General features: G+C 59.8%; 13 protein-coding genes. 5 read left to right on the top strand and 8 right to left on the bottom strand.

The window, feature by feature from the left end; all coding sequences use genetic code 11:
- The first annotated feature begins 268 nt into the window (after positions 1-268).
- On the top strand, positions 269-637 hold the full coding sequence (locus Q0J85_RS11540; protein WP_294481665.1) for an integrase core domain-containing protein: 369 nt from the start codon (positions 269-271) through the stop codon (positions 635-637).
- Between the two features lie 36 nt (positions 638-673).
- Entirely contained in the window at positions 674-2,935 is a 2,262-nt protein-coding gene (locus Q0J85_RS11535; RefSeq protein ID WP_294481663.1) for a glycoside hydrolase family 2 TIM barrel-domain containing protein, read from the top strand.
- 82 nt (positions 2,936-3,017) lie between these two features.
- Here the strand turns inward: Q0J85_RS11535 and Q0J85_RS11530 are convergent, their stop codons facing one another.
- The gene (locus tag Q0J85_RS11530) at positions 3,018-3,764 is read right to left on the bottom strand and encodes an IclR family transcriptional regulator (RefSeq protein WP_294481657.1); all 747 of its coding nucleotides are present in this window, start codon (positions 3,762-3,764) and stop codon (positions 3,018-3,020) included.
- 122 nt (positions 3,765-3,886) lie between these two features.
- Between Q0J85_RS11530 and Q0J85_RS11525 the strand changes: the two genes are divergently transcribed.
- From Q0J85_RS11525 to Q0J85_RS11515, 3 genes are all read left to right on the top strand, one after another.
- Complete coding sequence (locus tag Q0J85_RS11525; RefSeq protein ID WP_294481654.1) at positions 3,887-4,984, top strand: sugar kinase; 1,098 nt, start codon at positions 3,887-3,889, stop codon at positions 4,982-4,984.
- A gap of 12 nt (positions 4,985-4,996) precedes the next feature.
- Positions 4,997-5,626, top strand: a complete 630-nt coding sequence (locus Q0J85_RS11520) for a 2-dehydro-3-deoxy-6-phosphogalactonate aldolase (RefSeq protein ID WP_294481651.1) — start codon at positions 4,997-4,999, stop codon at positions 5,624-5,626.
- Positions 5,627-5,692: 66 nt separating this feature from the next.
- Entirely contained in the window at positions 5,693-5,947 is a 255-nt protein-coding gene (locus tag Q0J85_RS11515) for a glutaredoxin domain-containing protein (RefSeq protein ID WP_294481648.1), read from the top strand.
- A gap of 15 nt (positions 5,948-5,962) precedes the next feature.
- On the opposite strand, the gene Q0J85_RS11510 is transcribed toward Q0J85_RS11515, so the two are convergent.
- The 7 genes from Q0J85_RS11510 to Q0J85_RS11480 form a co-directional block, all read right to left on the bottom strand.
- Positions 5,963-6,691: a YoaK family protein gene (locus tag Q0J85_RS11510; RefSeq protein WP_294481646.1), complete on the bottom strand. Its 729-nt coding sequence runs from the start codon at positions 6,689-6,691 to the stop codon at positions 5,963-5,965.
- The gene (locus tag Q0J85_RS11505; RefSeq protein WP_294481705.1) at positions 6,688-8,055 is read right to left on the bottom strand and encodes an MATE family efflux transporter; all 1,368 of its coding nucleotides are present in this window, start codon (positions 8,053-8,055) and stop codon (positions 6,688-6,690) included. Before Q0J85_RS11505 ends, Q0J85_RS11510 begins: the two co-directional genes overlap by 4 nt.
- Before the next feature lie 25 nt (positions 8,056-8,080).
- The gene (locus tag Q0J85_RS11500) at positions 8,081-8,920 is read right to left on the bottom strand and encodes an Mrp/NBP35 family ATP-binding protein (protein ID WP_294481644.1); all 840 of its coding nucleotides are present in this window, start codon (positions 8,918-8,920) and stop codon (positions 8,081-8,083) included.
- 27 nt (positions 8,921-8,947) lie between these two features.
- Entirely contained in the window at positions 8,948-9,277 is a 330-nt protein-coding gene (locus Q0J85_RS11495; RefSeq protein ID WP_294481643.1) for a NifB/NifX family molybdenum-iron cluster-binding protein, read from the bottom strand.
- An 80-nt stretch (positions 9,278-9,357) separates the two neighbouring features.
- A complete protein-coding gene (raiA, locus tag Q0J85_RS11490; protein ID WP_294481642.1) occupies positions 9,358-9,711 on the bottom strand; it encodes a ribosome-associated translation inhibitor RaiA in 354 nt (117 codons plus the stop codon).
- Between the two features lie 56 nt (positions 9,712-9,767).
- Positions 9,768-10,514 (bottom strand): LPS export ABC transporter ATP-binding protein, encoded by a 747-nt coding sequence (lptB, locus tag Q0J85_RS11485; protein ID WP_367274649.1) that lies wholly within the window; start codon positions 10,512-10,514, stop codon positions 9,768-9,770.
- Positions 10,515-10,635: 121 nt separating this feature from the next.
- Positions 10,636-13,161: an LptA/OstA family protein gene (locus Q0J85_RS11480; protein ID WP_294481640.1), complete on the bottom strand. Its 2,526-nt coding sequence runs from the start codon at positions 13,159-13,161 to the stop codon at positions 10,636-10,638.
- Positions 13,162-13,177 lie beyond the last annotated feature (16 nt).

Raw genomic sequence — 13,177 nt, 5'->3', positions numbered from 1 at the left:
TGCGCCGAAACGGTTTTGACGCACGAAAAAACAAGTGATTAACACGAGAGAGCCAATACTTTTGAAATTGGCTCTAAAGACTGGAAATCTTATGCTTCCATCAATTTCAAAGGCAGTTGTTATAAACCAATCTGTCGACTTTATTTCAATAACCCCCAAAACCTCAGAATCGGGTGCTTTGACGGAAAAAATGAAGAACGCGTTCCAATCAGGAAACTTGATGACATCTTCGATCTCTCCGGAAGAATTAAGTGCGCGGCATTGAAATATGGATTCCGATGGGAAACCGGAGATTTTTAATTCGGATCAAGGGAGCCAGTTTACCAGTTCGGAGTTTGTGGAGGAACTCCGGGCTCATGGTATTCTGATCAGCATGGACGGGCGGGGACGTTGTTTGGACAATGCAAAGATGGAGCGCTTCTGGTGGGCGCTGAAATATGAGGACATCAAAATCAAAGAGTACGTCAGTTTACCGCAACTTCGCTTCGGCGTCCAACATTATGTGAATTTTTACAACTCCAGGCGGATTCATTCGGCACTTCAATATCGGACGCCGGATGAAGTCTATTTCGGAACTTGTAATCGGCAAGCAATGGGATATAGTAACTCAAAGGCTTTTACACCAATCTTTCAATAAAATGTTGTCCAAGCGGGGGGAGAAGTGCACAACCTGATGGACAAGGAGCTGAATCTCATGCGGAACCAAAGCGAATGTTTCAATACTGAGTGGAAATTCCGGGCGGGGACGTTCCCCCGATTTGAATCACTTGAACTGGATGACTCTGACTGGGTGGCAGTCGATCTCCCGCATGACTGGAGCATCTCAGGAGAGTTCGACGCCGCACTCCCCCACGGACGACAGCACGCCTATCTGCCCAACGGCGTGGTGAATTATCGCAAACACTTCCGCATCGAACCGGACGACGGCGAACGTGTCCTGCTCGACTTCGACGGCGTCTACCGCTCGGCCGATCTGTTCGTCAATGGACGCCATATCCTCAAGCACCTGAACGGATACACCGGTTTTGAAGCCGATATCACCGAAGCCCTCCTCCCCGGAGAAAATCTCGTGGCCGTGCGGGTCGACAATTCCATCGAACGGACTTCGCGCTGGTACACCGGCACCGGCATCAACCGCAGCGTCCGGCTCCGCCGCATCCGCGAAATGCACTTCGCCCGGCACGGACTCCGAATCGACGCCCGGATCGACGGAACTGTCCGGATCTCCGCCGAACCGGTCAACGGCGGCCGGGTCGAACATACGATCACCGCGCCGGACGGCAGCTCTCCGGCAACCCTTTCCGGCCGGGATGTCGTCTGGAACTGCCCCGCACCCGAATTGTGGTCGCCGGATACTCCGAATCTTTACAGCTGCGTTTCCCGCCTGATCGACGATGAGCACAATGAACTCGACCGGATCGAGGCGCGTTTCGGATTCCGCTCCATCGAATTCTCTCCGGAACAGGGGCTCATATTCAACGGAAAAAAGCTCCTGCTGCGCGGCGTGAATCTGCATGAGGATCTCTGCGGCATCGGCACGGCCATCTTCCGGGAGGGGATCGCACGCCGGTTCCGCATCTTGAAATCACTCGGCGTCAATGCGATCCGCCTGGCCCACCATCCGTATGCACCGGAGTATCTCGAACTTGCCGACGAAATGGGACTGCTGATCTTCGCCGAGGCATTCGACAAGTGGACCGGACAATATTACGGCTGGCAGAAGACGTTTGAGTCGGCATGGCGCGAGGATCTCCGGGAATTCATCCGACGCGACCGCAACCACCCCTCGATCTTCCTCTGGAGCGTCGGCAACGAGGTCGTCGATCAGCAGCTGGAGGGAGAGGACGATTTCGGCGTCGACCGGCTCCGCGAGATGCGCGAATTCGTCAAACAGCTCGACCCGACCCGCTGCGTGACCTGCGCCCTCTACCCCTCCCGCCGGGACGGCGTCCGCTGGGACAACCCCGGATTCCGTTCCGCGGAAATCCACCAGATGGCATTCCACATGGATGTGGTTTCCGCCAATTACATGGGAGAGTTCTTTGCGGAAGATCACCGGAAACATCCGGAAATGGTCTTTCTCATGAGCGAAGCGACCACGAATCGCGGCGCCGGGAGCTGGTTCAGCTTCGACCACAAAATCGCCGTCGGCAGCTTCTACTGGGGCGGGTTCGATTATCTCGGGGAAGCGTGCTGGCCGCACAAGAACTGGTACAGCGGTCTCGTCGACCGGGCCGGATTCCCCAAAAGCGCAGCCTTTCAATCGCAAATCGCCTGGGAGCCGCGTCCGCGCATCCATGTCTCGGTCCATGTCGGGGAACAGGCCGAAATCCGCAACTGGAACGACGTTCAGCTCGAATGGGAGGAGATGCGCCCCCACTGGAACTGGACGCCCGGTCAGACGCTCCGCCTCGCCGTCTATACGAACTGCGAGGAAGCCGAACTCCTGTTGAACGGCCGTACCGTCGGCCGGAAATCCCGCACGGCAGACGACTGCTGCCGCATTCCGTTCGAGCTGGTCTACGAGCCCGGCGAACTTCTGGCGCGCGGATTCAACGGAGGGGAAATCGCAGCCGAAACCGTGCTGCGGACCGCCGGCCGCCCCGCCGCATTGCAACTCACTGCCGTTTCCGGGACCATTCCCTGCGGGGAAATCGGCCACGCGGAGATCGAACTGGTCGACGCCGCCGGGATCCGCTGTGCGGACCGGAAAATCCCCGTCCGCCTGCGGGTCGATGGAACAGGGTATCTCTTCGGCGTCACAAACGGCGATACGACCGGATTTCAGCGGTTCCGGAGCAACACGGTCTGGCTGCACGAGGGGCGGGCTCTCGCGGTCGTCCGGGGAGGACGCACACCGGGAGAATGCCGTCTCCACGCTTTCACCGACGATCTGGAAGCAGAGCTGCCGTTTCAGGTGGTGCAGCCGCAGTAAATTCCGCCCCGACGGCGGAGAAGCGTCCAACCAAATCCGCCGCGACAAATGGCTGGAAAGAGAGTCACTGCATATTCGCCTGTCACCGCAGCTCGGCGCTGATCGCCGCCGCGGCCGTCCGGACACGCTCTTTGAGAAACTCCTGCGCCCCGCGCAGATAAAGTTCGGAGCCGGATACGCTGACCGCCCCCAGAACCGCGCCGGACGAATCAAACACCGGCGCCGCTACACAGAACACGCCCGGCTCGTGTTCACAGTCGTCGACCGCGTATCCCCTGGCTCGAATCCGGTCGAGTTCGGCAGTGAAATCGGCACGATCCGTGATCGTCCGCTCCGTGAAGCGTGTTAATTCGATCTTTTCGATCAGCTCCCGGCGCTCCCGTTCCGGCAGAAATGCGAGAATCGCCTTGCCGACCCCCGTGCAGTGCAGCGGACTCGTGTTGCCGATCATCGACCCCATCCGGACCGGCCGGCTCCCCTCGACCTTGTCCACGTAGACAACCCGGTCGCCACGCAGCTCGGCCAGGTGCACCGTCTCGCTCGTCGCCTCCGCAAGTTCCGACAAAACCCCGTGCGCGAGACGGGAGAGCGGATTCTGCCGCATCGCCTCGTTCCCGAGCCGAATCAGCGCGCTTCCGAGCGTGTAAACCCCGTTGCTGCTGCGCAGATATCCGTGATCCGTCAGAAACTTCAACTGCCGGAACGCCGTGCTCACCGGAATTTCCAGCATCCCGGCGATTTCCCGTCCCTTGAGTCCGTTCCGGCTGCGTCCGACCAGTTCGAGCAGCTCGAACCCGCGCCCCATCGTCTTTTCTCCATCTTTCATCATATCTTTACAATACCACCTTTTTTTCCGCTTTACAACTTGAAATCCTCCGCGGTTTCACCTATATTAAAAATAAATGAGAATGCATTCTCATATAATGAGAATAACAAAAAAAGGAGAATACCATGCGGAAGATTGTGATCGCGGGATTCGGGGAAGTGATGCTGCGGCTCTGCCCGCCGGGGAAGAAACGGTTTGCGCAGGCGCTGCCGGGGACACTCGATGCGACTTACGGCGGGGGAGAGGCGAATGTGTGCGCGTCTCTGGCGATGCTCGGGTCGGAGTCGCGCTATCTGACGGCGCTGCCGGAGAATCCGGTTTCCCGGGCATTTGCAACGGAGCTGCGCGGACTCGGGGTCGACGTCACACGCATCACCTGGAGTGCGAAAGGGCGCATGGGGGTCTATTACGCCGAACACGGTGCGGCGCAGCGCGGCTCAAACGTGGTTTACGACCGTGAGGGGTCGACGATTTCGCTGCTCGCACCGGAAGAGTACGACTTCGACGCGATGCTCGAAGGAGTCGGCCACCTGCATCTGACCGGAATCACGCCCTCATTGAGCGAAAACGCCTTTCTTTCGACGCTCGCACTTGCGGAAAAAGCGGCGAAGCGCGGCATTGCGATCTCCTGCGATCTGAACTTCCGCAAGAAACTCTGGAAATGGCGGCCCGGCACCGCGCCGCGCACGCTTGCGGAGGAGTGCATGGGGAAGATCGTCCCGCTCGTCGACTGGATCATCTGCAATGAGGAGGACGCCTCGGACGTGTTCGGAATCCGGGCGGAGGCAACCGAGATCGAGGCGGGGAAACTGAATATCGACGGTTATCGCGCCGTTGCGGAACAGCTGCTCGCGCGGTTTCCGAAAGCGTCGAAAGTCGCGATCACGCTGCGCGAAAGCATTTCCGCCGACCACAACAACTGGGGAGCAATGCTCTTCGACCGCGCAGCCGGAGCCTTTTTCGCTCCGCTCGACGCGGCGGGGAACTACACCCCCTATGAGATCCGCAACATCGTCGACCGCTTCGGCGGCGGCGACTCGTTCGGAGCGGGGCTCATCCACGCGCTGTACAGCGAAGAGTACGCCGCGCCGCAGCAGGCGATCCGGTTCGCCGTCGCGGCGAGCTGCCTGAAGCATACGATCTCCGGAGACTACAACTACAGCAGTTCCAGCGAGGTCGTTTCCCTGATGAACGGTTCCGGCTCCGGCCGGGTCGCACGATAAGGAGAGATGAAAATGACCTTTTCTGAACATGCTGAACACTGCCCGGTCGTCGCGATTCTGCGCGGCATCACGCCGGATGAAATCCTCGAAGTCTGCGAGGTTCTGCGCAAATCCGGGATCCGTCTGCTTGAAGTTCCGCTGAATTCCCCCGACGCCGTCGAAAGCATCCGGCGCGCGGCGGAGAAGTACCACTCGGGCGATGAACTGCTCGTCGGAGCCGGGACCGTGCTCTCGCCGGAGGACGCGCGGCGCGTGGCCGGCGCGGGCGGGAAATTCATCATCTCACCCGACACGAATCCGGAAGTGATCCGGGAGACGAAACTGCAGAGACTCGTGTCGATCCCGGGCTTCTTCACGGCGACGGAGGCGTTCACCGCGCTGCGCGCGGGAGCGGATTATCTGAAGCTCTTCCCCGCCGGCGCCCTCGGCCCCGGCTACGTGAAAGATCTGAAAGCGGTCATCAAAGCTCCGATCCTCGCGGTCGGCGGCGTCGGGGAGTCGAACATCGGCACATTCCTCGCCGTATGCGCCGGAGCGGGAATCGGTTCGGCTCTCTACAAACCGGGCAAGTCCCTCGCGGAGATCGGGCAAGCGGCGGAGACGTTCCGTCTCGCAGCGGAAAAACGTCTTGCGGGAAAGTGAACGGAAAATTTGCAAAAAACAGCGGTCCGTGCTATGGTATCTCCGGAACGAGAGAGGAGGTTTTCCATGCTGAAAGTTTACGGTTGGGACGTCTGTCCGCACACGCGCGACGCTGTCGCGTGGCTCAAAACTCACAACATCCCGTTTGAATACCTCGAGATCGAGGAACAACCTCAGGAGGTGATTCAAAAGGTCGTCGATGTGAACGGCGGCGACGACTGGGTCGTGCCGACGCTCGAATTCAATGGGCGATGGCATCCAGGAGAACGCTTCGATCCCGTGAAATTTGAACGGGTTCTGAAAGATCTCGGCGTGATCTGAAACCGATATCCCGGGTCAGCGGCCGGATTTCCGCCGGAAAACCGAACGGAATTTGCGCCGCCACCCGGCGAGCTTCCTCCGGCTCGAGATCAGGAAGAAAACCACACACAACCCGGCCGGAGCCAGCAGAAACATGAACGGTCCGACATTCGACAGCAGCAGCGCCCCCGCCGCCGCCCCGGAAATGAAGCAGACGATGACGCCGTAGTAGTGCAGTGCCTTGCGCAACTCTCCGGGTTCGCGATCATGAACCGAGCGGAAGAGCGCATCGGTTCCGCTGCGCAGATTGCCGGTGCACATGGTCGATGCGAACGGCAGCCCGTGCACGCGCCGGAACGTCTGCACCTGCAGCGCACAGACGAAAGCGATGCCCGAGTTGACCAGAAAATCCCAGCGTCCGTATGGGATAAACGCCACTGCCAGCAGACAGATCAATTCCAGCAGAATGACAGACTGATTCCATGTGATCCGCCGGGAACTCGGCAGCCGCGCGTGAATCAGATTCGCCATGAAAATCCCGAACGCATATGAGACGATCGCCAGCAGATAACGCCCGCACATCTCCCATTTTCCGTTCGCAAAATGAAATCCGAAGAGCACCATGTTCCCGGTCACGGCGTTCGCGAACACATTCCCCCGGAAGAGGTAGGTGTAAATATCGAGAAATCCGCCGACCACGCTCAACACACACGCCGCGATCAGCCGTTCCGAATCCATCGTCGGTATATTTGCATTTTCACTCATGATTTTCCCATCTCCTCCCGGCGCATCTCGCGAAGAAGCGAGCATTGCAGCGGAATCGAAATCGCAAACGAGATCAGATCCGCCACCGGCTGTGCCGCCTGTACGCCGAGCACTCCGATCACCGGCGGCAGCAGCAGCACGAACGGAATCAGGAACACCCCCTGCCGCGCCAGCCCGAGAAACGAGGCCCGAAACATCTTCCCCGTCGTCTGCAGCATCATGTTACTGATCGTCACCCATGCCGCCAGCGGGAAAGTGAGGCACTGCAGCCGCAGCGCCAGAGCCCCGATTCGCGTCACTTCCGGATCCCCCTTGCGGAAGAGTTCGATCAGCCACGGAGCGGCGAAAAATTCCACCACCGAGAGCACCACCAGAAACATCGCCGTCACTTTCACGCAAAACCAGAACGCCCGCCGCACACGATCGAAAAGTTTCGCCCCGTAGTTGAAGCCGCAGACCGGCTGAAATCCCTGTCCGAATCCGATCAGCGCAAAGTTCGTGAAATGCGTGATCCGCGAAACGATCGCCATCGCCGCGATCGCCGCGTCACCGAACGGCTTGGCCGCCGTGTTCAGGCAGATGACCGCGATACAGGCGATTCCCTGCCGGCAGAGCGACGGTGTCCCCCCGTTCGCAATCATCCGGTAAACCTGAAACGACGGTCGGAAATTCCGCAGCCGGATCGGCACGTTCCCCGCGAAACGGCAACCGCAGAACAGCAGCGTGAAACCGACAAACTGACTGATGATCGTCGCGAGCGCCGCCCCGGAAATCCCCATGCCGAACGTGAAAATCAGCAACGGGTCAAGCGTGATGTTCAACACCGCACCCGACACCAGCCCGATCATTCCGTAAAACGCGCTCCCCTCGAACCGCAGCTGGTTGTTCAGCACGAACGACGCCGTCATCCACGGCGCGCCGATCAGAATCAGACGCATGTAAGCAGTCGAATACGGCAGAATCGTTTCGGTCGAACCGAGCATGACCGCGAGCGGCTCGAGCAGCACCAGCCCCGTGACCATAATCACCGCCCCCGCGATCAAAGCGGAGAAAAATCCGACCGACGCGAGAATCTCCGCCTCATGCCCGTGCTGTTTGCCGAGCTCCCGGGAGATGTTGTTCCCCGATCCCTGACCGAAAAAAAAGCCGATCGCCTGAATCACCGCCATCAGCGAAAACGACACGCCGACCGCAGCCGATGCACTCGTGCTGATCTTGCCGATGAAATAGGTGTCCGCAACATTGTAGAAAGTCGTGACCAGACTGCTGATGATCGTCGGAACTGCCAGCCGGCAGATCAGCGGCTCGACCGGACTGCGCGTCATCCGGAGAAACTTGTCGGTCGAATCCGCCGCGTGCATCATGCCGGTCACCCTCTCTCCGTCACGCTCATTTCGCCGCAGTGATCGCGTTCACGACCTTGTCGAGCTCCGCGCGGACGGCGGGAGAATTCTCGAGTCCGGCCGGGAGCTCCCCGTCATCACATCGCCTCAGGAAAGCCGGATCCATCGGGATCTGGGCCAGCAGCGGCGCATTCGCCTTTTTCGCCAGCAGCGCCCCGCCGCCCGAGCCGAACAGCTCATGCCGCGAACCGCAATCCGGACAGACGAAGCCGGACATGTTCTCGATGATCCCGATGATCGGCACCTCGAGCTTCGCGCAGAAGTCGACGCATTTACGGCAGTCCGCCAGCGCCACCTCCTGCGGCGTCGTAACGACAAGCGCCCGCTTCGGCATCGGCAGAAGCTGGCAGCCGGAAAGCGCTTCATCCCCCGTCCCCGGCGGGAAATCGAGAACCAGATAGTCAAGCTCTCCCCATTCCGTCTCCTCGAGAAGCTGTTTCAACGCCCCGTTTTTGGCCGGGCCGCGCCAGATCACCGCGTGATCCGGATCGTCCAGCACAAGACCGACCGAAATCAGCTTCACGCCGGCGACTTCCACGGGCAGAAACCCTTTCTGCCCCTCTTCAAGCCGCAGATACTGGATTCCGAAGAGAGTCGGCTGCGACGGGCCGTGAAAATCGACGTCGAGCAACCCGACCTTCTTCCCGCTTTTCGCCAATTCCACCGCCACCGATGCGGCGACCGTGCTCTTGCCGACGCCGCCTTTTCCGGAGAGCACGAGAATCGCCTCGCGGACTCCCTTGAGGAGATTCGCCTCCTCCTTTTTTTCACTGCAGCTTCCCGCAGAGGAGCAGCTGCCGCAATTTCCCGAACACGATGAACTCATTTTTCGATTCTCCCGAATAAAATCCGTTTACTCTTCCTCGTAATCATTGAAATCCCCGGCGGCCTCGAGCGAACCGTCGAGATAAGCGGAAAGCGCCCGTTCCACCGGACCGGATACTCCACCGAAAAACTTGATCCCCTCCTCCATGAGCCGCTGCCGCGACCGGGGGCCGATCCGTCCGCAAATCACCAGGTCAACCTTGCACTCCCGCAGAAAAGACCCGGTCTCCCTGCCCCCGGGAATCACCGTGCTCCTGCCGCCGACGCGACCGAAATCCACCTCGTAGACCGCAAATTCCGACGCACGGACAAACCGTTCCGCAATTCGATTCCCCTCGCTGGCAAGTGCAATAATCATGGTCTCTCCCGTTCTGAATGAAAACCGGCCCGAATCGGCTGACTCGGACCGGCCCAGTTACCTGTTTCCGTGCAAAGCCGTCACTCGGCTTTCGCTTCGGCTTTCGCTTCGACCTTTACCTCGGCTTCGCGGATCGGTTCAGCCTGATGATCCCGGATCTTCTCCTTGAGCCGGGTCAACTGAACGTCGATCTTGTCCGCCGCCGCGTCGAACGACTTGTAAAGATCGAAATCTTCCACCGTCGACTCGAAAACATGATATTTGCAGTTCAACACGATGTTCGTCTTGTAACGATCCTTTTCGCGCGCCATGACCACATTCACGCTGGAGATCTTCAAAGACTTATCTTCCGTGACGGAAGCGATCCGGGCCTCCACATACTCGCGGATGGACGCAGTGATGTCGAACTGACGACCGGTTAAATTCAGATTCATACTTACCTCCTACTCTTCTCTCGCACACCGGGATTCTTCCCCGGCGCGTTCCTTTCTCACATCGAAAACTGCGGCCCGAGATAGATCTCCCGCGCCCGTTCATCATTCACGAGGAAATCACTCGATCCCTCCACCAGAATCTTCCCCTGACACATCAGGTAAGCGCGGTCCACCACCGAAAGCGTCTCGCGCACATTGTGGTCGGTAATCAGAATTCCGAGATTCCGCTCCTTGAGCTGCAGGATGATCTGCTGAACATCGTACACCGCAAGCGGGTCAACCCCGCTGAAAGGCTCGTCGAGCATGATGAACGACGGATTCGTGACCAATGCGCGCGTGATCTCCAACCGCCGCCGCTCGCCGCCTGAGAGCGTCATCGCTTTCTGTTTCGCGAGCCGGGTCAGCTCCAATTCGTCGAGCAGCTCCCGACACCGCTTTTTCCGTTCCGCCGAGGAGAGCGCCAGCGTCTCGAGGATCGCCATGATGTTCTCCTCGACCGTCAGTTTGCGGAAAATCGACGGCTCCTGCGCCAGATATCCCATCCCCATGCGCGCCCGCTTGTACATCGGCATGTGCGTGATGTCCACATCGCGAAACGCGATCTCCCCGGAGTCCGGCCGGATCAACCCCATAACCATGTAGAAACTCGTCGTTTTTCCCGCACCGTTCGGCCCGAGCAGCCCGACCACTTCCCCGGCTTTCACCGAGATCGACACGTCATCGACCACTTTCCGGCCATGATAGCTTTTGCAGAGGTGATCCGCACGGATCAGCATTCCGTTGTTTTCATTCTCATTTGTCATTCCGCGGCTCTCCAGAATCCTCCCGGGAGGGAACCGCGCGTCCCGCCCCCGTTCATTAGTAGTATATCACATTCCCGGTCGAGTTCAAGCTCGAATCACGGCTCTTATGTCAAAAATTCGTCTATTTCTCCGTCGTGGCCGTCCCGTTTTCTCCCCGCATGGTCTCCGTGACCACATCGACGATGATCCGGTCGGAGTAGAGCCGCCGTCCTTCGGCGCTCATCCACGGTTGTTCGCCGGGCTTTCCGGTCACGACCATCTCGCGGTTCGCCACAACGTAATCAGCCTCGTGGCCGCCCGCACGCTGCAGCTCTCCGCCGGTCGTCCGGCGCACGAAAAGCACATTGTTCTGACAGAGCACCCGCTGCAGATCCAGTTCGTCAGTCAGGCTGATCCGGGCCGGAACCGTCCCGGCGCTCTCCAGCGCAAACGGGTCGTCGTCGAGATTCGGCTGCGCCGCCGGCTCCCCTTTCGCCGGTGCGGCAGGCGCCTTGCCGGCAAACAGGAACATATCGTCGCACTTGAGCGAATTTTCCTCGTCCCGCACATAGACTTTCCCGTGGAACTCCGTGATGTTCCGGCGGAAATCAACCTGACCGCGATCAGCGGAAATCTTCCGCGGTTTGCCGGAACTGTTCTTCATAAGCCCGCCAAGATCGCTGTTCTGTGCGGCTTTCTCCTGCTCGCCCGGAGCCGGCATATTGACCGCTTCGAGGTTTCCGTCGGCATTGATCCGTACAAGCTCCGTTCCGTTCGACTGGAACATCCCCGGCGTCTTCGTCCCCGGCGGCTGCGGTGCAAAGTGCATCGTAAGTTTGTCGCAGCGCATGTCGCTGCCCGGATCGACCGCGTGAACGTTGCCCGTACAGACCACCTGCGACAATGTCCGGTCGCTCCGGCCCGGGTCGTCGAGCGAAAGCACGTCGACCGCGCTTTTCTTCGCCGTACCGTCGGCGGCTTTCCCGACGAGGTGGATGTCCATCTTGTCGCAGTCGAGCTTCATGCGTTCGTCGTTCACTTTCACGTTGCCGTTGAACGCCAGCAGATTTCCGCCGTAATTGAGATCGCTCGAGTCGGAGAGGACAACCGTCTCGGAGCTCTTCGCAGGCTGTTCCCCCCCGGCAGTGCGCGCGCCGAGCACAACTTTGCTGCCGTTGTGCGCACTGACCCGTTCCTCGTCGATCCAGATCACGAGTTCGCCGCCGGAGAGCGAATCGCTGTTGCGTTTCAGCGTCGGAGCGCCTCCGGTCATCGTGATGTTCTTCGCAAGGTAATCGAACACCGCCTTGTCTGAAGTTCCCTGCTCGCCCGGGAGCAGTTTTCCGGCCGCATCGCGGCGCACAACCTCCACGCCTCCCGAACAGGTGATCCTGTCAAGTTCGCGCCGGCTGCCCGCGTCGAATTCCGGCATGCCGGAGAGCGTGGCCGTTGCTTCGGCGGGAAGCTGCGCTTTCTCCTGCGCAAGCTCCTTGAGGTCGATCCGCATCCGCGCACATTTGAGCTGCATGCGCGGTTCATCCGCCACGACGTTCCCGATGAATTCGCCGTAATTGCGCAAATAGTCGAGTTGAACATCATCGGAAGTGATCGTCACATGCGTGCCCTTTTCGCCGGGTTTCTGCGGCGGCTGAAACGCCACGACTTTTCCCCCGCCGTTGATGACCGCGCGCTGTTCGGCGCGGTAAAGCGTCATCGCCCGCCCCGAAAGCGACTCCCGGCCGCGCCGGACCACCGGCAGCTGCCGGTCACCGGTCAGGACGACCGTCCCCGCCGCCGGATCGTAGACGAGATGATCCGCCAGAGCCTGCTGCTCGCCGTTCTTCGCGATCTCCTCCGGCGACAGTTTCCGGGTGACGACGACGTTCCCGTCGCACAGGACCCGGCTCACCCCGCCCATGTCCGAACCGCTGCCGAGCGTCCCGCTGTCGTTCGCGGCCTTGAGTTCCGCATCGCTGCGGCGGTCGAGGAAAATCGTCAGCCGGTCGCAGGTCACGACCGAATTCGCCTCGTTGATGACGACGCTCCCGACCAGCAGAACCTGATTGGCCGCCATATCGATCCGCATGGAATCGGCCGTGGCGGTCACGAATTCATATTTTTCGGGGAGTTTTCCTCCCGCCGCCAGAATCCGGCGCGGATCACTTCCCTCCATGCGGACGACGATCTTCACATCCTCCCGGACCAGCACGGTCCGTTTGTCGAAATCCGCCTCGAACCCGATTCCGTTCAAATCCAGAAGCGGAGACCGGAAGAAGACCGGTTCATCGCCGTCCGCCGTCCGCGTCTCCTGATCGACGTTCGCCAGGGAGGTCAGAATCACTCCGTCACTGTAAGGGCGCTCACTCCAGAACGCAAACACCTCCGGAAGTTTCGCATCGAGCGGATACGCTTTCAGCCCCCAGCAGTTGCGGATCGAATCCACATCCGCACCGCGCCGGATCAGGTCGATCACCACATCGTAACCCACGATCAACCGGCCGGGGCGCTCCGCCTCCGTACAGAACACCATCATCTGCAGATTCTGCTTGTTGTAGAGCGGCAGCTTCAAACCGGACAGTTTGACCGGGCCCAGGTCGCTCAACTCCCCCGCACCCCGCGCAGCAAGGGCAAACACCCCGGCCAATATCGCAATCATGAGTTTTTTCATGGTTCTCCTCTTGTGG

The organism is uncultured Victivallis sp., assembly GCA_944389935.1.
Lineage (GTDB): Bacteria > Verrucomicrobiota > Lentisphaeria > Victivallales > Victivallaceae > Victivallis.
The sequence above is the reverse complement of the archived record's forward strand: the minus strand, read 5'-3'. Positions and strand labels throughout refer to the sequence as shown.

Coding starts and splice junctions, on each gene's coding strand:
- Q0J85_RS11540 (WP_294481665.1), top strand. CDS start 269: ATGGATTCCGATGGGAAACCGGAGATTTTTAATTCGGATCAAGGGAGC.
- Q0J85_RS11535 (WP_294481663.1), top strand. CDS start 674: ATGGACAAGGAGCTGAATCTCATGCGGAACCAAAGCGAATGTTTCAAT.
- Q0J85_RS11530 (WP_294481657.1), bottom strand. CDS start 3,764: ATGATGAAAGATGGAGAAAAGACGATGGGGCGCGGGTTCGAGCTGCTC.
- Q0J85_RS11525 (WP_294481654.1), top strand. CDS start 3,887: ATGCGGAAGATTGTGATCGCGGGATTCGGGGAAGTGATGCTGCGGCTC.
- Q0J85_RS11520 (WP_294481651.1), top strand. CDS start 4,997: ATGACCTTTTCTGAACATGCTGAACACTGCCCGGTCGTCGCGATTCTG.
- Q0J85_RS11515 (WP_294481648.1), top strand. CDS start 5,693: ATGCTGAAAGTTTACGGTTGGGACGTCTGTCCGCACACGCGCGACGCT.
- Q0J85_RS11510 (WP_294481646.1), bottom strand. CDS start 6,691: ATGAGTGAAAATGCAAATATACCGACGATGGATTCGGAACGGCTGATC.
- Q0J85_RS11505 (WP_294481705.1), bottom strand. CDS start 8,055: ATGATGCACGCGGCGGATTCGACCGACAAGTTTCTCCGGATGACGCGC.
- Q0J85_RS11500 (WP_294481644.1), bottom strand. CDS start 8,920: ATGAGTTCATCGTGTTCGGGAAATTGCGGCAGCTGCTCCTCTGCGGGA.
- Q0J85_RS11495 (WP_294481643.1), bottom strand. CDS start 9,277: ATGATTATTGCACTTGCCAGCGAGGGGAATCGAATTGCGGAACGGTTT.
- raiA (WP_294481642.1), bottom strand. CDS start 9,711: ATGAATCTGAATTTAACCGGTCGTCAGTTCGACATCACTGCGTCCATC.
- lptB (WP_367274649.1), bottom strand. CDS start 10,514: ATGACAAATGAGAATGAAAACAACGGAATGCTGATCCGTGCGGATCAC.
- Q0J85_RS11480 (WP_294481640.1), bottom strand. CDS start 13,161: ATGAAAAAACTCATGATTGCGATATTGGCCGGGGTGTTTGCCCTTGCT.